This is a genomic window from Butyricicoccus pullicaecorum DSM 23266 (assembly GCF_900167005.1).
GTDB lineage: Bacteria > Bacillota > Clostridia > Oscillospirales > Butyricicoccaceae > Butyricicoccus > Butyricicoccus pullicaecorum.
Genome location: NZ_FUXW01000020.1, coordinates 21,754 through 39,301 on the forward strand (window position 1 = coordinate 21,754; position 17,548 = coordinate 39,301).

8 protein-coding genes and 1 tRNA gene are annotated in these 17,548 nt (G+C 58.9%); 6 read left to right on the forward strand and 3 right to left on the reverse strand.

Features of this window, described 5'->3' with window-relative positions; genetic code table 11:
• Window positions 1-12 precede the first annotated feature (12 nt).
• Window positions 13-2,592: a hypothetical protein gene (locus B5D52_RS14830; protein ID WP_016149143.1), complete on the reverse strand. Its 2,580-nt coding sequence runs from the start codon at window positions 2,590-2,592 to the stop codon at window positions 13-15.
• A 226-nt stretch (window positions 2,593-2,818) separates the two neighbouring features.
• On the opposite strand from B5D52_RS14830, the gene B5D52_RS14835 reads away from it, so the two are divergent.
• Both B5D52_RS14835 and B5D52_RS14840 read left to right on the forward strand, forming a co-directional pair.
• Entirely contained in the window at window positions 2,819-5,893 is a 3,075-nt protein-coding gene (locus B5D52_RS14835) for a hypothetical protein (protein WP_016149144.1), read from the forward strand.
• Between the two features lie 15 nt (window positions 5,894-5,908).
• A complete protein-coding gene (locus B5D52_RS14840) occupies window positions 5,909-6,454 on the forward strand; it encodes an RNA 2'-phosphotransferase (RefSeq protein ID WP_016149145.1) in 546 nt (181 codons plus the stop codon).
• Window positions 6,455-6,759: 305 nt separating this feature from the next.
• Here B5D52_RS14840 and B5D52_RS14845 read toward each other — a convergent pair.
• A tRNA-Leu gene (locus B5D52_RS14845) sits at window positions 6,760-6,846 on the reverse strand.
• Between the two features lie 83 nt (window positions 6,847-6,929).
• Window positions 6,930-7,319 (reverse strand): thioesterase family protein, encoded by a 390-nt coding sequence (locus tag B5D52_RS14850; protein ID WP_016149146.1) that lies wholly within the window; start codon window positions 7,317-7,319, stop codon window positions 6,930-6,932.
• 226 nt (window positions 7,320-7,545) lie between these two features.
• Here B5D52_RS14850 and B5D52_RS14855 point away from each other — a divergent pair, with 226 nt between their 5' ends.
• The 4 genes from B5D52_RS14855 (at window position 7,546) to B5D52_RS14870 (ending at window position 17,455) form a co-directional block, all read left to right on the forward strand.
• On the forward strand, window positions 7,546-8,259 hold the full coding sequence (locus tag B5D52_RS14855) for a response regulator transcription factor (RefSeq protein ID WP_016149147.1): 714 nt from the start codon (window positions 7,546-7,548) through the stop codon (window positions 8,257-8,259).
• Window positions 8,256-10,556, forward strand: coding sequence for a HAMP domain-containing sensor histidine kinase (locus B5D52_RS14860; protein ID WP_016149148.1), 2,301 nt, complete (start codon window positions 8,256-8,258; stop codon window positions 10,554-10,556). Before B5D52_RS14855 ends, B5D52_RS14860 begins: the two co-directional genes overlap by 4 nt.
• Before the next feature lie 215 nt (window positions 10,557-10,771).
• Window positions 10,772-16,075 carry a M60 family metallopeptidase gene (locus B5D52_RS14865; protein ID WP_016149149.1) on the forward strand — a complete coding sequence of 1,768 codons (5,304 nt, stop codon included), beginning with the start codon at window positions 10,772-10,774 and terminating at the stop codon, window positions 16,073-16,075.
• Between the two features lie 57 nt (window positions 16,076-16,132).
• On the forward strand, window positions 16,133-17,455 hold the full coding sequence (locus B5D52_RS14870) for an S-layer homology domain-containing protein (protein WP_016149150.1): 1,323 nt from the start codon (window positions 16,133-16,135) through the stop codon (window positions 17,453-17,455).
• Window positions 17,456-17,548: the final 93 nt, after the last annotated feature.

The following is a 17,548-nucleotide window of genomic DNA, read 5'->3' on the forward strand; positions in this document are numbered from 1 at the left end:
ATGACCTCCAATTCAGCGGATGACGGGTTTGATCGCGACGATGATCGAAGTGCCGGACAGCTGGTATTCTGCGCCGGCGCACAGGAACGTGCAGGGCGCGGGTGTGACCGCGTGCAGATTAACAAAGGATGGGTGTGCAGTCAGTGCCAGATAGCCGTCTTGTCCCTCACGGTGGATGGGCAGCAGATAGATCTCCGAAGTGGACGCAGACAGAGCAGACAGCAGCTGGGTGGGCTGATTGGGTACACCGTACATGAGTACGTCGCCCAGATGCAGGCAGCCGTCGGTGAGTGCATCACCATAGCCCAGATAGTGTACACCCGACTGTCCGGGGCCGACGGCCTTGACCAGAACGGGCGCGGGCGTGAGTGCGGCGGACGGATGGAAGTACAGATAGGCTTGCAGGACGTCCTTGTTGGTGATGCGGTAAGACTGGTAATGCCGGACTTCGGGCAGACCACTTTCCAGATGCTGGAGTGTGTGCAGAACATCCGCAGACAGGTGTTTTTCCTGCTTGGAGGCCTCTGCAAGTGCATTGCCGATCTTTTCCGCATAGGCTTCCAGCTCTTGTACGGCCTGCGTGGTCTGATCGGGAGAAAATGCGTCCAGCGCTTCCAGTCCCTGCGGATAGATGCGGAAATAAGCCGCAGCCGTGAGCCGTGAGCGGGCCTTCTGCGCCCACTGATAGACGGTCAGGTCATTGCGCAGGCGCTGGGCCTTTTCGCGCAGATCTTCCTGCGCCTGCCGCAGCGTGGCGCACAGTGCTTTGAACTCTTGCAGCATGCGCCGCTGTGCCTCGGCCTGCTGTGCCTGCCGCGCCTGTTCGGCCTCCCGCTGCTGTGCCTGTCTTGCCTGTTCAGCTTCCTGCTTTTGCTTGGCTTTCTGACGCTTGCGCGCCTGCCGCCGCCGTCTCTTTGCGGCGCGGGTGCTCGCGGTCGGAACAATCGTGCGGAACAGGGCATGGACAATCCGGCATACATCCTGTACCGGCCAGATCAGGCCCAGAATGATACTGGAGAAGAAAACACCGGCTGACATGGTTTTTCTGGCCAGTGCGATGATCCAGAGCACGAGAACGTGCAGCAGAGCTGCCAGCAGGTACAGCAGTTCGAGCGGCAGGATGGTGTACAGCACCGGAATGGTGTCGGCATAGACGCGCAGATCCTGATCGATGGCCGAGACTCCGATATACCCGAACGCCAGAATGGGATTGCTTGCCTGCAAGGCCAGTGTGCCATCGGACGTGACCGATGCCTGAATGCGGTCACCGCCCTGTGCGGACAGCAGGGTGATGCTGCCGCCCTCTGGATCGGACAGGAACTGATCGACGGTCAGGGTACCGGTTTGCCCCTGACTCCAGCGCGCGACCGGCCAAGCGTGCAGATAGGGCGGAAGATTGCCCATGGTCAGGGCGTAGCCTCGGTTGTGGCGAAAGCGCAGAGTGCCGAAATCCGGGTATTCGACCGTGAAGGTCAGGGCGTACTGGCTGCCCGGCTCCAGCGTAAAGGCCGGACTGGTGAATTGGGTGTGCCAGAGCGAGAGCGGGAACGAGGTACGCGCGAGGGCGAGCGGCTGCGTCTGATCGTTTACGCGCAGTTCACAGCCGAAGGCCGCATCGCGGGGCAGGACATAGCGCGAGTCTGCGCGGGACAGTTCGCCTTGCAGATACATGGGCTGTCCGGCGCGGATGTATTCGCCCGATTCCGGACAAAGCGTCCACTCCATTTCCATGGTATGCCGGATGACCAGCCACACAACGCTGTCCGCACCGGTTTCACGCAGGGTGTAGCTGCCGGTTTTGGGCTGCGGTACGGTGTATGCGAGGGTGGACAGCGTGCTGTCATCCGGGAAAGAAAACTGCAGGCGGTCCTGCTCGTCCGACAGGGTATCATCTTTGTAAGACAGGATGCCAGGCGTGCCTTGGATGACAAAGGACATCTGTTCTACACCTACATCGGGCAGGGTGAAGGCGGTATTCTGTGCGCTGTCGGTGGTCAGGGCAACCGTCTGTAAGTGCAGGATTTCGCCGATGTTCTGCAGGATGTCAATGGTGCTGGTCATTGCCTGCGCGGCCGTGTTGCTGCGCGGCAGGGTGTAGGTTTTGAGCGCCGCGCCGACCTCGCCGGACAGCGTGTTGACGTTTTTCCACTGATAGTCCGCGATGTTCGGGGATAGAATCATCACGAGTGGTGCGCTTTCGGGCGCGGCGTAGGTTTCCAGAATGTACTCGGCCAGCGAAGCCGGATTGACCGTGCCGCGCGGCTGGCTTGTGAGGTGGTTGGACAGCTCGGCCCAGTCGGATACCTGCCGCAGGTCATCCCATTCGAAGTAGCTGCCGGTTTTGGTCGCGGCGACCAGCCGGATGGGCAGATCCTCGGGCAGGACATGGCCGAGCACTTCGAGGAGCGGGAAGTAGGAGAAGATCGAATCACTGGTGTCCAGACCGATGATGAGGGCCGTCGGATCGGGATCGCTGATCTGCGGCAATTTGTAACCGTATCGCCCGTCCGTGGAGCGTGCGCAGCCGGTGAGCAGCAAAAGCAGTGTCAGACCCAGCAGCATCAGTCGCCGCAGCAAAGCCGTTCGTCTCATAGACCCATCCCCCTTGTGTCGAAAACATGCGTTTTTTCTGTCGATACCTTATTGTATCACGGAAAAATGAAAAAGGCTAGAACAGGCGGTTTATGGATTTTTCGCTCGTGCAGGCCGGGAAAAGGACGAAAAAACCATACAGGGGATTTGATTGACCGACCAGCTGACGGGCGGCTATAATAGACCCATCAGAAAACAGAAATATCAGCGGCTGGGAGGGATTGATATGAAACTATATGGCTATGAATTGCTGTGGCAGACCGTGCTTTTGGATGTACAGGAACTCAGGCAGACTGAGACAGCGCGGCAGGTGATGGAGCAGATGTATCCATGCACAGTGCAGGAAAAGCAGCTGCTGATCGTGCGCGGCCTGAGCACGGACGGAACCGCGGAGGTTCCGGTGCTGTATTTGCCCGCCCGGGTGACGTACCGGGAGCAAGCGCCCTGTATTTGCCCGTCCGACGGCGGCTGGCAGCTGTGCGCGGACACACTGCGCGAGACCTTTGGCGTGGATGGGGATACGCTGGCCAGCATGCGTGAGATGCTGGATGGACTGGCATCGGACGATGCCCTGCCCGCGCTGCTGGGACTGTGGAGCCGCCTGCTGTCCGGTTATTGCACGGTGCAGCCCGAGGTGATTGGACTGGCCGTTGTGTGCCGGGCACAGCCAGCGGTGCAGCAAGCGCAGCTGCCCGAAGATCTGGGCGCGTGCGATCTGAGCAGCTGGGCGTCGGCTGCGACCGTGTATGCCGCACAGGGCGAGCGGGTGGTGCTGGCGTCGCGCAATCGCGATCATCTGCTGGCGCTGCGGGCGCAGTTTTCCGACGATGTGCCCGTGCTGTGCGCATGGGATGACGCGGAGCGGGTGCGGCAGCTTGCGGCGCGGGTGCTGGAGGACATGGACCAGACCGAGACCCTGAGCCGGACGGCCGAACGCATGCAGGCGCAGCTGGATGCGCTGTCCGGACGGCTGCAAGCCGCGCGTGAGACCGTTAAAGCGCTGGGCAGACAGCCGCAGGCCACGCCGGAAGAGCAGGCCGCGCACGACCGTGTGCTGCCCGATGCCATCGCGCCGGGCAGTGCGTTTCCGCTGACACCCGCGCAGATTGATTTGCTGCGCCAGCCGCCGCAGACCGATATGGCATGCCAGCCTGACGAGGCAGAGCAGCTCATGGCACGCTGGGAGCAGTGTGCCCGGCGTTATCTGGCAGCGCCCGTCCGTCAGAACGGGCAGGCGGCCGCCATCCGGGTGGACGGCTTGCAGCTGGGTGTGGGAGATCCGGGCACGGATGCCGATACCGGCAGTCTGGTGCTGCGGCTGAATGCATTTTCCAACCTGCTGGCGCAGGAAGACTGGCTGTATGACGTACTCAGCTGCCGCAATCGGGCGCAGATGGCACTGTATGAGGTGCTGGCCGAAGCCTTCCGCGCGGCAGGCGCATGTACAAGCGGACAGGCCGACGTACTGGAATATACGGTTTCTTACCGCGGACGCGCGTCCGAACGTGCGCAAGCCTTACAGACCCTGTGTGAATTGGAGGAGGTATGCGCGGTCTGGGAGGACAGCGAACCGTACACGCACAGCGAGTGGAGTATGTGGAGAGCGGTGCGAGCGGCAGCCAAGAAGCATCACATGCTGGTCGATGGCAAGCCGCCCCGGACGCGTGAACAGTGCCGCGCGGCGCGGGTTGCGCTGGAACTGGAGACCTGCCGGCAGGCGATCAGACGGGCATGGGAGCCGCTGCGCGGGCAGTCGCCCGTGCCTGATGGAGATCCTCAGGTGCTGGCCGGCGTGCTTGATGCGTGTATTGCGTGCAGCCGGAACGGTCTGCACTTGCAGGCAGACAGCTTTCCACTCTCGGATGAGACCAGAACGTGTATCGAGCAGGCATATGCGGTCGCGCAGGCGCGTACCGACTTGTGCAGCAGACTGTCGGGAGAACCCGAGCTGGTGCAGCAGGCGGTACATCGACTGGACGCAGCAGCGTACCGTGCGGCGCGGGATGCGGCTGCATATGCTGCACGCGGGGCACAGATCGAGGCACGCCGCGCGGTGGTGGAGCAGGTACGGCGCATTACGCCGCTGTGGGCCGAGCAGTTGGAACGAAAGGCCTGTCCGGATGTCGATCTGCAGGAAATCTGGCTGGAAAAGAGTCGGCGCACGCAGGATTCACGGCAGATGGGTCAGTGGCTTGCGCACGAACGCAGCCTGACGATGCAGTGGGAACAGACCAAGCGGGAGGTTCGTGCGCTGCGCATGCGCATGGCGGCGGCCGCGCGGGCGGCAGCCGATCCGCTGCTGTACGCACAGATGCACCGTGCGGTACGGAGCGAACCCGGTGCGGTGCATGGTGCCGACTGTGCGCTCATCTATCTGACCCAGGAGATGCAGACGAAAAGGTTTGCGGTCGGGATTTTGGATGGACAGGGTATGTTGGATGCACAGTGCGCGGCGTGGAACCGTGGCATCGGACAGGGATATCGCATCACATTGCGGCCGGTACGGGTACCCGAGGTGCATCTTGTCTGCGCGGATGGCACGATGGAATATTGCCGGGCGGCGGAAGCCTTGTCCAAAGGACAGATTTCAGACCGGAAATATCAGATTTCGTGGCAGGCACAGGATGACCGGAGCGTGCTGACGCTGGCCGGTCAGGCGCTGCGGCGGGGCGAGAGGGTTGTGGTGGTGTGTGCGGACCGGGAAGAAACAGCACAGATGCTGCGGGAATCTCTGCCCGAGGATGTGCTGCTGACCGGGAATCTGTATTGCGACGGACCGGAGGTGCTGGCCGTGCGGCAGTTCGACACGGTTGTGCTGTGTCCGGACTTATCGGAGTCCGTGTGCGAGCAAGCCATGCGCGGCAGCATGGACAGTGCGGTTTTGTGGCTGCTGGACGCGGATCGATATGGGGCGGACTGGGGCAAAGGATTGCTGCGCCGTGCGTGGGGACTGGATTGTCAGGAAGATCGTGCGCAGACTTCGTACATTGCCCGCGTGCTGACCGAACTATATGGTTGGGAAGTGCATGCGCAGGCCGATGGACTGACGCTGTATACTCCGTCCGGGCCGGTGTGGCTGGCACTGTTGGAGCAGGACGCGTGCTATCCGATGGATACCGCCATGCGCCGGGCGCATTATGCAGCCGGATGGCAGCTGGACGGGTTGTATCTGCACGAGTGTCTCAGCCATCCGCGGCAGGCGCTGGAGCGTCTGGCGGTATACGAGGGTGTGCAGACGGGCGCCCCGGCAGAAACAGAAGAGCCGACGGCCACGCGCGTGGCTCATTCGGATGGATTGTGAAGAGGAGGGACAAACATGGGAAAGCAGCGGAATCTGGGGAAATTTCTGGCCTATGTGCTGCGCCATCATCCGGAGGTGATTGGTATTGAGCTGGATGCCCACGGCTGGGCGGATGTGGACGCACTGCTCCGGGGGATTGCCCGAACCCGGCCGTTTGACCGGGAGATGCTGGAAGAGATTGTGCGTACGGATGAAAAGCAGCGGTATGCGCTGAGTGCGGACGGCCGTAAAATCCGGGCCAGTCAAGGGCATTCGATTGCGGTGGATCTGGAGCTGGAGGCGCAGCAGCCGCCCGACATACTCTGGCATGGCAGCGCAACGCGCTTTCACGATGGCATTATGAAGCAGGGCTTGCAGCGCATGGGACGGCAGTATGTGCATTTGTCCGGCGACTATGCGACCGCGGTAAAGGTCGGTGCGCGGCATGGGACACCCATTGTGTATCAGGTGCTGAGCGGGGAAATGTACGCGGACGGATATCCGTTCTACCGCGCGGAAAACGGGGTGTGGCTGACCGAAAAGGTACCGGCAGTCTATCTGGTGCCCGTGTCGCTGATGTAAGGCCGGAACGAGTGTTCGGGCGCAGCAGGAGGTAAAAAAGCGCGTAAATCGGTCAGTAAAGCGCCCTGAAAAGTCAGACAATGATTTTCAGTTGATTATGAAGTGTGTGCTTATGATATACAGATACAATTCTGTAAAATGGCGTGTATACTGTGCAAGAATCTCATTTTGATCGTGCAAGCATATTTCTCGAATTTGTTAGAATTCTGTTAGAAATACGCAAGCGCGGCGCACCCCCAAAAAATTCCAAATCCTTCCAAAAGGACAAAAAAATCCCCGTATCTTTCGATACGGGGATTTTTTTGTGGTGCCGCCAGCGGGAATCGAACCCGCACACTATTTCTAGCGAGGGATTTTAAGTCCCTTGTGTCTACCAGTTCCACCATGGCGGCGATTTCCAGCCCAATTATTATACCAAACAGAGCGGTAGTCTGTCAATGGGACGGGGAAAGAACTGGGGGTGATTGGGAGAAAATCAGCCAAGCTTGCTCTGTGCCTTGGCCTCAAAGCGCTCCTTTGCGACAATCGCACGCTGATGGGTACCCTCACCGATCAGACCGGCCTCGTCGTAAGCGGCAACCTTAAAGGTCAGGATTTTGCCATTGGGCGCGATCTCGACCAGTTCGGTCTCGAAATGTACCTTCATGCCAGCCGGGGTTGCAGCAACGTGGGAGACGTTCATCTGGGTGCCGACCGTGGTGCGGCCTTCCTCGAGGTAGGGAGCAACGCTTTCGGCAGCGGTGCCCTCGATGCCGGCGATCATCATGGGGGTAGCGTAGACAGCGACCAGACCGCTGCCGACATTCTTTGCGAGCAGATCTTCGGTGACGGTCAGTTCCTTATATCCCTTAATACCGAGTTCCATCGTGAGATTCCTCCTGAAAAATGAATGGATTTGTTTTGCATTGGCGAAAAGCCCTACTGTTAGAGTACTCGAAAGTGCGGCACATGTCAATTGCCGGAGGAAAGGAAAAGGAAGGGTCTTAAAAAAATCTTAATCGTTTGCCCTCTAGGATTTTAAAAAAGATTGTGAGAGAATAGAGACAGGAAAGAAAGCAGCCCGCATAGGCGGGCGAAAGGGGGACTTTTTGATGTATACGATTCTGGTCTGCGACGACGATCGTGATATCGTGGCCGCGCTTAAGATTTATCTGTCTGCCGAGGGCTATGAGGTACTCCCGGCGTACACGGGCAAGGAAGCACTCGATCTTCTGGACGAACACACCGTACATCTGGCACTGATGGATATTATGATGCCGGTTATGGATGGTATTATGGCGACGGCCAAACTGCGCGAAAAGACCAACATTCCGATCATTCTGCTGACGGCCAAGAGCGAGGACACCGACAAGGTGCTGGGCTTGACCATCGGTGCGGACGACTACGTGACCAAGCCCTTTAACCCGATGGAGGTGGTCGCGCGCGTCAAGTCGCAGCTCAGGCGCTATACCATGCTGGGTTCGCTGCAAGCCGAGCAGCAGAAAAAACCCAAGGTCATTACCATCGGCGGCGTAACGCTGGACGATGAGAGCAAGAGCGTGACCGTGGACGGTGACCCGGTGACGCTGACCCCGACCGAATACAGTATTTTGAAGCTGCTCATGCAAAACCCCGGACAGGTATTTTCCAGTGCGCAGATCTACGCGGCAGTGTGGAAGGAGGACGCATACGGCAACGACTCGACGGTCGCTGTGCACATCCGTCATCTGCGGGAAAAGATCGAGATTACCCCGGCCGAACCGCGTTATGTCAAGGTCGTCTGGGGACAGGGCTATAAATTCGAGAAAGGAGGAGCGGCGACATGAAAAAGCGATATCAAGCGGGCGTCAAGCTGCTTGCGGCACTGGTCTTAGCCGTGTCTCTGCTGGTGGTGAGCTTTGGCGGTGTCGTCACGGTCTACGGACTTTCGATCGGTGCGCTGTCCGGCCAGAGCGTGACTGAGACCGGATATGTGCAGACGCTGGCCATGTGCGGCCCGGGTGGCAATGGCTATTACGGTCAGAGTATTGCCGATATGAAGGACTATTACCGGTATTCAAACAGCGATGTGCCTTATGAAAACCAGCAGATGACCGTGCTCAAAAGTGAGTATGCGCCCCAGCGCAGCAATGTGCGCGTGCGTATGGTGAGTGTAAACAGCAACGGGGAGATGACCGGAACGCTGTCCACGCTGGGCGGCGACTGGGTCGATGAAAATTGCATCCTGGTCTCTTCGACCAGTTACGAGCAATCGAACGGACAGCCTGCGCGCATTGACGTTGGATTTGACCGCGCGTTCTCGGTGGAAGATGACGCACTGGGTCGGTATCTGACCGGCTATCGGTTTGTGCATGGCGTGACGAGTATGGGATTGCTCCCGGGTGCGGCAGCGGCGGCTGTGCTGAGTGTGCTGCTGGGACTCTACCTGCTGCTTGCGGCCGGTCATCGGGCAAACGAGACCGAGCAGGACGGCATCCGCCTGCGGTTTTTCGACCGCTGGCCAGTGATTTTGCTGGGCGTTCTGCTGCTTGTCGCCTACTGTGCGTTCCAGCTCATCTGGGAAGGCTTCAATTATACGTACACCGCTCCGGCCTATACGACCGTGGATGCAGCAGAGGTCATGGTCAGCTACCCGGCGTACGGCATTGATTTTCTGCTGACTCTGACCGCGGTATTGATCTGGGCGTTCGTACTGGTATGCTTTTTCGTCTTGCGGTCGCTGACCGTGCGCATCAAGGCACACCGTCTGTGGCGCACCACCCTTACCTTTTATATCTGCAATCCGATTTATCTGTTTGCCAAGCGCAAGCGTGAGCAGTACCACGAGCAAAAGACCGTACAGATGGTGCGATCGATTGAGCAGGCGGTAGATGCTTCGTTCCAAGAAACCAAACCGGACGAGCGGGACAAGGACACCGGATTTGTACTGGTGCTGGACGGCGACAAGGCCAAGGAGACCGTGCACGGATTTGCGCAGAAGGCGCAGGACGCTGCGCGTCAGGTCGCGGACAAGGCTCGGGCGTTCGAGTGGGAAGGCTCGGGCATCCAGCGGGTACTGGGCCGGGTCAAGAGCGTATGCGGATACATCTGGCGCAGTCTGTGCAAGATGGCATCGAGCATGAGCATCATGTGGACGGGTATGCTGTGGGGGGGCTGTATCATCGCAGCGTTCTGGATTGTGGGCGTGGCGTCGGGCAGCTTTGAGGTCGGTGTATTTGTGACCCTGCTGGCCATCGGTTCCCTCGTCGGATTGGCGTGGGTACTGTCCCAGCTGTCGCGCCTAATCGAGGGCGCCAAGCACCTGTCCGAAGGCGACCTGTCCTATAAGATCGACACCGCCCATCTGCACGGACCGTTCCGCCGCAATGCCGACATGCTCAACCGCATCTCGAGCGGCTGTGCGGTGGAGGTCGAACGACGCATGAAGAGCGAGCACCTCAAAACAGAGCTGCTCACCAACGTCAGCCACGATATCAAGACCCCGCTCACCTCCATTATCAACTATGTCGATCTGCTCAAAAAGACCGATCCCCAGCCCAAGGAGGCAAGAGAATACGCGGACGTGCTCGAGCGCCAGTCCAACCGACTCAAAAAGCTGCTCGAAGACCTGATTGAAGCGTCTAAGGCCTCGACGGGCAACATCACGGTCGAACTTGCTCCGACCGACGCGGCCGAGCTTTTGCGGCAGGCGGTGGGCGAGTACAGCGAGCGTCTGACCGCGCAGTCGCTCGAGACCGTGCTGCGCATCGGCGGTGAGAGCTGTACGATCACGGCTGATGGCCGCCTGCTGTGGCGCGTGTTTGACAACCTGCTGGGCAACGTGGTCAAGTACGCCATGCCGGGTACACGTGTTTATTTGGATCTGACCGAGCAGGGCGGACAGAGCAGCATTGTGGTCAAGAACATCTCGCGGGAGGCGCTGAACATCGACACCGATGAGCTGATGGAGCGCTTTGTCCGGGGTGACGCATCGCGCGCAACCGAGGGCAGCGGATTGGGACTGTCCATTGCACGCAGCTTGACCGAATGCATGGGCGGACGGTTCGAGCTGTCGGTGGACGGTGACCTGTTCAAGGTTACGCTGCGATTCCCCATGCACCCGCATCAAAAAGAAACAACCTGATTTTTCGGCACTTTGACGGTCGGCGCATTCCTGCGTCGACCGCTTTTTGCCGTTTGGTAAAAAAATTCACAAAAAACAAAATTAGGGGTACACAAAGGAAAAAGTGTGTGTTACAATATTCGAGGCTAAAACGAAAAAATGAATTAAAATATAACCAAAAAGGAGCCGCACGTACAGACGGTCAGACGGCTGGAAAGAAAGGAAGCGAGAGCATCATGAAATGGTATCATCGGGCGTTGTCAGGCGTACTGGCCGCGTCAATGGGCGTTGGACTGCTGGGCAGCCTGCCGCAGGCGGCAGCGGTCAGCACTGTCAGCGCGGGAAAGAGCGCGGCTGGAACGACCGGGGCGACCGGCGAAATTCAGGCTACGATTCGTCTGGATTATCCGATTTCCAGTCAAAAATTACAGGAAATCGGCGCAAAACTGACCCTGTTTCAGGGCGACAAGCCAATTGCGACCGGCGATCTCAGTCAGGACAGCACGCTGACCTTCTCTGACGGCACGACGGCATCGGGTAAGGTGTCGCAGCGCACCACCGATCAGACGGTAAACTACATCGACGTGAACATTCGCGGTCTGTCTGCACAAGAAGATGAGAATACTTATCATCTGAAATTTGAAGCAGAAGGTTTTAAGACGTACGAGAGCGACGAACTCACGCTGTCGCAGTACTCCAAGGGCATTGTTCTGGGTACGGGCGACGCGACGTTCACCCAGGGCGATCTGAACGGTGACAACGCGATCAACACGAGCGACGTTGACATCGTCAAGAGCAAGCTGAGCACCAACGACAGCAAGACCGACTTAAATGGTGACGGCAAGGTCGACATCTACGACCTCGCGGCAGTCACCATGGCGTCGGGCGCGACCGGTGAGGCACAGCTGTTCAACACCACGGTCATTACGGCCAAGGTCGTAGACACCGCAACGGTTGCGGCTGAGATTGAGAGTAAGGTGGAGGTCAAATCCGGCAACGTCGCTTCGCTGTTCACCGATGATGGTCAGGCGGTCACGCTGATGCCCAAGAGCGGCGCGAGCGAGCTGGAACTTCCCATTCCGCTGGCACAGTCGGCGCAGGAGAGCGGCGTTGAGATGGAGCAGGTCTCCATCGTCAGCTCGACGGCCAACCCGGTTGAAAAGGGTACGGTCATAGCCGAGCTGGTCAACGGCGAGACCATTGAGGTTCCCTTCGATCACAGCAACCCGGACGGCGTGCTTGCCATGCAGGTGCGCGATGACGGCCGCAAGACGGTCACCATCTCGCTCGGCCAGCGCGTACCGGTCAAGAAGATCACCATTAAGGTCGAGGTCAAGGACAACCAGCCGGTTGTCGTTGAGCAGATCAAGTTCGTACAGGACATCGTGCCCGAGGAACCGGCAGTCGAGGACGTACAGGTCAAGAACGTTCAGGCAACCGCAGGCACCAAGCAGGTCACCCTGACCTGGGATGCCTTCCCGAACATCACCGGATATAAGATCTACTACGGCACGAGCGCGGACAAGCTGACCAGCACGGTCGAGACCGAGCAGACCACCTACACGGTCGGAAATCTGGAAAACCTCAAGACCTATTACTTTGCGGTCGCGCCGATCTCCAACGCAGGCGGTCAGACCTGGGAGGGCGGCAAGTCCAAGGTCGTCAATGCAACACCGCAGCCGAACAGTGTACCCGACAAGCCGGACTCTGTCACGGTCACCCCGGGCGATGGGTTCCTGACGGTCACTTGGAAGCCGGGCAAGGATACGGTTTCCAGCCGTGTCCAGTACCGCGTCAAGGGCGAGGGCGAATTTACCGTTCTGCCGAGCTCTTACCAGTCTTCCGCGACCATCACCGGTCTGGAAAACGACGTGACCTACGAGGTACAGGTATTCGGTGTCAACAGCAAGGGCAACGGCCCGGTGTCGCTGACCGCGGAGGGTACACCCAAGCTGTCCGAGATCGAAGGCCCCAAGCTGCCGACGGTCAACCGTCTGGACAACAGCGTTATTACCAGCGCGACCTATCCGACGAGCAATGTACACTGGGGCCTGAGCCGCGGTGAGCTGCCCAAGTCGGTCTACGACGGCAATTATAACACCGGCTGGATCGCACGGACCTGGTCGGAGAGCAGAGCGTTCACCTTTACCTTCGATCAGGAATATGAGATGAACTATCTCATCTACGTACCCGATCTGCGCAACGACCCGGAGAAGTCCGGCAAGCGTTACCGCGACTACTTTGATTCGTTCAACATGTGGATCAACGGCGAGCGTGTCACCAATGTCTCCTTTGAAAAGGGCAAAGACAATACCTACTTCATCGTAAAGTTCCCCAAGAGCACGGTAAAATCGCTGACCGTCGAGGCAAGCCAGTGGGCAGGCGCGGGCAACCTGAGCCTGACCGAAGTCGCGTTCTATGAGTACGGCGATCTGGACGATTCGATCACCGCACTGTTCGCAAACGACAGCCACACTGCACTGGCAGAGGGTGTCGATCAGGACAAGATTGATGCGCTGCGCGCTCGCGCAAGCGATGCAGATGCTTACTATGTAAACCGTGAGGTTCTGCTCGACGAGCTGAATAACGCACAGCAGCTGCTCGAAAAGAAGGATAGCGAGCTGAACGTGCGCACCGGCTTTACCTCGCGCACCGCTTCGGCAGACGGCAAGTACGGCCAGTCGGCTTCGGCACTCCAGCCGCTCGGCCTGTCGGCACTGTCCAACCAGTCCATCTCGCTCTACGTTGAGGGCGTACAGGAAGGCGACAGCATCAAGCTCGTCCAGTGGCAGCAGTATTCCGAGACCAGCGCAACCACCAAGAGCTACGAACTGCACAACGGCCGCAATCGCATCTGGCTGAGCCAGATTGGCAACAGCGGTTCGGGTGAGCGCGGCGGTTCGCTGTATATCGAGTACAGCGGCTCGAACGCCGACGGCATCAAGATTCAGGTGCGCGATACTTCGGCAAACAAAAATGTAATTACCCAAATCCCTTACCTTAACATACAGCCGTCTCAGTGGTACGACAAGAGCGAGAGCGAGCGCAAGGCGCTGCTCACGCCTTACGTCGAGGCGCTCAAGGCACATGTTTCCAGCCTGAGCTTCCCGAATGAAACGGCAAGAAAGACCAACACCAGAAACGTGACCGAGATTGCAACGCCCAGCGTGCTGCTGTCTCTGCCTGCCGATCAGGTGCTGGCCGGCCTGGGCGGTGCAAGCGCATCGACCGAGGATATGACAAATCAGCTCTACCGTGCGCTTGTCGCATGGGAGCAGCTGATCTTCCTGGCAAACAAGACCCAGGGTATCATCTCTGCCGATCAGGCGTTTGATTCCTACCAGTATCCCATGCAGACCCGTCAGAACATCCGCTTCTCTCGTCTGTTCTCGGGTGCGTTCATGTTCGCGGCTGGCAGCTATGTCGGCATCGACTACAACGAGACCCGTGCGATGGTGACCGGCTACCCGCTTGGTCAGACCGGTGCGGGCGGTATCGACTCTGACGATGTAAACGGCCTGTACGGCTGGGGCATCGCGCACGAGATCGGTCATAACATGGACAAGATCGGTTACGCCGAGATCACCAACAACATTTACTCGCTGGTTGCACAGACCGCGGACACCGAAAACATGACCGGCGCGTCCCGTCTGGAAGGCATGTACCCGGACATCTTCAACAAGACTGCACTGGGCAAGCCCGGTCAGGCAGGCAATGTCTTTGTACAGCTTGGCATGTACTGGCAGCTGCACCTCGCATACGACGGTGAGGGCAACGCACTCAAGGGCGCAGGTTCGCTGGACTTCTTCAACGAATTCTTCAAGAAGTGGAAGGCAGGAGAGCACAGCGGCGCATCCAAGGATGACCGTATCGCGCTGATCGCATCCGAAATCACCGGCAAGAACCTGACCGAGTTCTTCACCCGCTGGGGTATGGAGCTCAGCGAGAGCACCAAGAGCACCCTGTCCTCGTACGGTGAGGAAGAGCGTGAGATCTGGTACCTGAGCGACCAGTCGCGCCGCGACCGCCTGGCAGGCGAGTCCAAGGCTTTGATGACTGCATCTGTCTATGCGGAAGTCAAGGACGATACCAATGTCCAGCTGACCATTACGGTTTCGGACGATGCTGACCGCGTGCAGGGCTATGAGATCCTGCGCAATGGCACCCCGATCGCCTTCCTGATGGGCAACGGTGAGGCGACCCAGACCTATACTGATTCGGTCGGTGCAGCCAACAACATGGCGCTGAGCTACTCGGTGCGCGTCATCGACAAGCTGGGCTATGAGGTTGCAGACGCACATGCGTCCGACGTACGCATCTCCTACGATAAGACCATCGATCCGGGCGAGTACACGATCACCCGCGACGAGGAAACCGGCAATGTGCTGATTACGGTCAAGGATCAGACCCGTCTGCTGTCTGTTTCCGGTATCAAGATCACCGGCAACCATGTTCCGAGCACTGGTACCCTGATGGTACTGGTATCGGACAAGGTTCATGAGATCCCGACCACACAGCCCACCGAGAGCATCCCGATGACCGCTCTCGTACCGGCAACCACCATTGTTCCCGAAGGAGAGAAGACCGAAACCACCGAGACTACTCCGGAGACTACGCCGGAGACCACCCCGGAGGCAGGTGCGGAGGGTGCACAGAATGAGGATGCTGTGACCAACCAGCCGGCAGCCGAGGAAGGCAGCACGGCAGTCGAGCAGCCGAACGAGCAGCCGACAGTCGATACGACCCAGCCGACGGAGGACAAGGTCGAAGATACCGACGTGGTTGATCTGGAGAATGAAGCAGTACCGCTGGCAGGCCTTGGCGAGGTGGAAGTACAGGGCGACTGGACGATTGCCAAGATGGGCAGCTTTACGGTCAACGAGTCGAGCGATCCCACCCACTCGTTCCTGACTTACTTCAACAAGCCGGGTGTACAGGATACCCGTATCTGGATGTACGACGCAAAGCAGATCGCGATTTCGGGCATTCCGTCCGACGTTGCACTCGAGGATATCCACCTGCTCGACTACCCGGGTGACAACATCGCCTTCACTGAGGGCGCGTCCATCGGTGTGCTGGGTCAGGATTACACCTACGAGACGACCGAGGGCACCGAGAAGATTCCGGCTGGTACCATCGTCGTAACCGGCAGCTACCGCGGCGACCCGCTGTACAACAGCGTGCGCATCGTTGGCAAGATGCAGAGCATGATGCCGGGTTCGAGTGCGGCACCGACCGTATCTGAACGCACGCTTTCGGGTGAGACGCTGCTGTTTGCTGAAATCCCGGAGGACGGCGCAGTCAGCACCATCAGCGACGGTTTCTTCCTGTTCATCCCCGCCGATCAGGAGGCCTTCAAGAAGGTCAACGAGGACCACGAGGATAATCACGGTGCAAATAACGAGGTTATCATCGAGTTCAAGGCACAGATGTGGCGTGCAGTTGACGTTGAGGGTCACGATCCCCGCATGACCAGTGATACGGTATTCATCAGCGTACCGCGCTATGAGAGCATGCCGAATATCATTCTGGCAGAGTAACAGAAATTAGGATTTTAGAGTAAGCATATAGGATTTTGTGAAGAAATGGAGGACGCGATGAAGCGTTGGATGAAAACAAGTATCTGCGCGCTGACCCTGGGCGCGATGCTCCCGATGACCGCGTTCGCGGCGGAGCTGTCGATCTCCTTTGACAAACAGGGCACGAGTGCTACGGCGGTACTGACCGATGTGGGCACCGATCGTTATGCGGCGGAGGTCACCTTCCAGGTGACCAACACCGCCGACATCCAGTTTGCCGGAACGGCGGACACGCATGCGATGACGGTGGACGGCTCTGCCGGAACGGTCACCCTGTACGCAGCGTCGCGCACTCCGCTGACGGCGGCGGACGGGTCGCTCAAACTGGGCACGCTGTCGGTTGTCGCGGGCACTGAGGTCAAGCAGGTCACCGGTGCGGTTGTACTCGACCGCACGCTTGGCCGCACCGAGTACGCCGATGTCTCGCTCTCGGTTACCCGTGACCAGGACGGTTCGGACAACGGCTCGAATGGTTCGGACAATGGCACCGGCGGTGATAACTCCACCAGCGGTTCGACTGGCGGCTCGTCGGGCGGCGCATCCCACCCGGAGGCCGGAAACACCACTGATTCGAACAAGGACCGTACCCCGGAGGTATCGGTCGACGGCAAGGGCGGTAAGGTCAAGGCCGACAGCGACGGCACGGTCACCATCACCCCGGATGACGGCTACCGCATCGCAAAGATTCTGGTCAACGGCAAGGAAGTGGACATCGAGAACAAGCTGACTGGCTTAAAGTCCACCGATGAGGTTGTCGTTACCTTTGAGAAGATCGAGGAGACCACCAAGCCTACCGTATCGTTCACCGACGTGCAGCCGACCGACTGGTACGCCGAAGCTGTAACCTACGCGGTTGAAAACGGTCTGTTCCAGGGCACCAGCGCGACGACTTTTGAGCCCAATGCCAATATGAACCGCGCCATGCTGGTCACCGTGCTCTACCGTATGTCGGGCGAGCAGGCAAAGGCTGATACCGCGTTCGGCGACGTCGCACAGAACGCATGGTACGCCGAGGCTGTGGCATGGGCAAAGACCAACGGTATCGTCTCTGGCGTGAGCGCAACCCAGTTTGCACCGAACCAGAACGTCACCCGCGAGCAGATGGCAGCAATTCTGTACCGTTACGCACAGTATAAGGGTCAGGAGACCGGTAACGCGGACGCAAACCTTGCAGCGTTTGCAGATGCAAATACCGTGTCGAGCTACGCTGTCCCGGCAATGAATTGGGCGGTTAAGAACGGCCTGATTTCGGGTACGAGCACGACAACCCTCAGCCCGAATGGCTCGGCAACCCGCGCACAGGTCGCAACGATTTTGATGCGCTATCAGAAAAACGCCTAAACCACCGCACCCCTAACTGAAAGTTTCGCCAGCCTTTTCAAAGGCTGCGGGTTCTCAGGGCAGAGCCCTGAGCCGGACTCCGCAGAGTCCGGA

Coding starts and splice junctions, on each gene's coding strand:
- B5D52_RS14830 (WP_016149143.1), bottom strand. CDS start 2,592: ATGAGACGAACGGCTTTGCTGCGGCGACTGATGCTGCTGGGTCTGACA.
- B5D52_RS14835 (WP_016149144.1), top strand. CDS start 2,819: ATGAAACTATATGGCTATGAATTGCTGTGGCAGACCGTGCTTTTGGAT.
- B5D52_RS14840 (WP_016149145.1), top strand. CDS start 5,909: ATGGGAAAGCAGCGGAATCTGGGGAAATTTCTGGCCTATGTGCTGCGC.
- B5D52_RS14850 (WP_016149146.1), bottom strand. CDS start 7,319: ATGGAACTCGGTATTAAGGGATATAAGGAACTGACCGTCACCGAAGAT.
- B5D52_RS14855 (WP_016149147.1), top strand. CDS start 7,546: ATGTATACGATTCTGGTCTGCGACGACGATCGTGATATCGTGGCCGCG.
- B5D52_RS14860 (WP_016149148.1), top strand. CDS start 8,256: ATGAAAAAGCGATATCAAGCGGGCGTCAAGCTGCTTGCGGCACTGGTC.
- B5D52_RS14865 (WP_016149149.1), top strand. CDS start 10,772: ATGAAATGGTATCATCGGGCGTTGTCAGGCGTACTGGCCGCGTCAATG.
- B5D52_RS14870 (WP_016149150.1), top strand. CDS start 16,133: ATGAAGCGTTGGATGAAAACAAGTATCTGCGCGCTGACCCTGGGCGCG.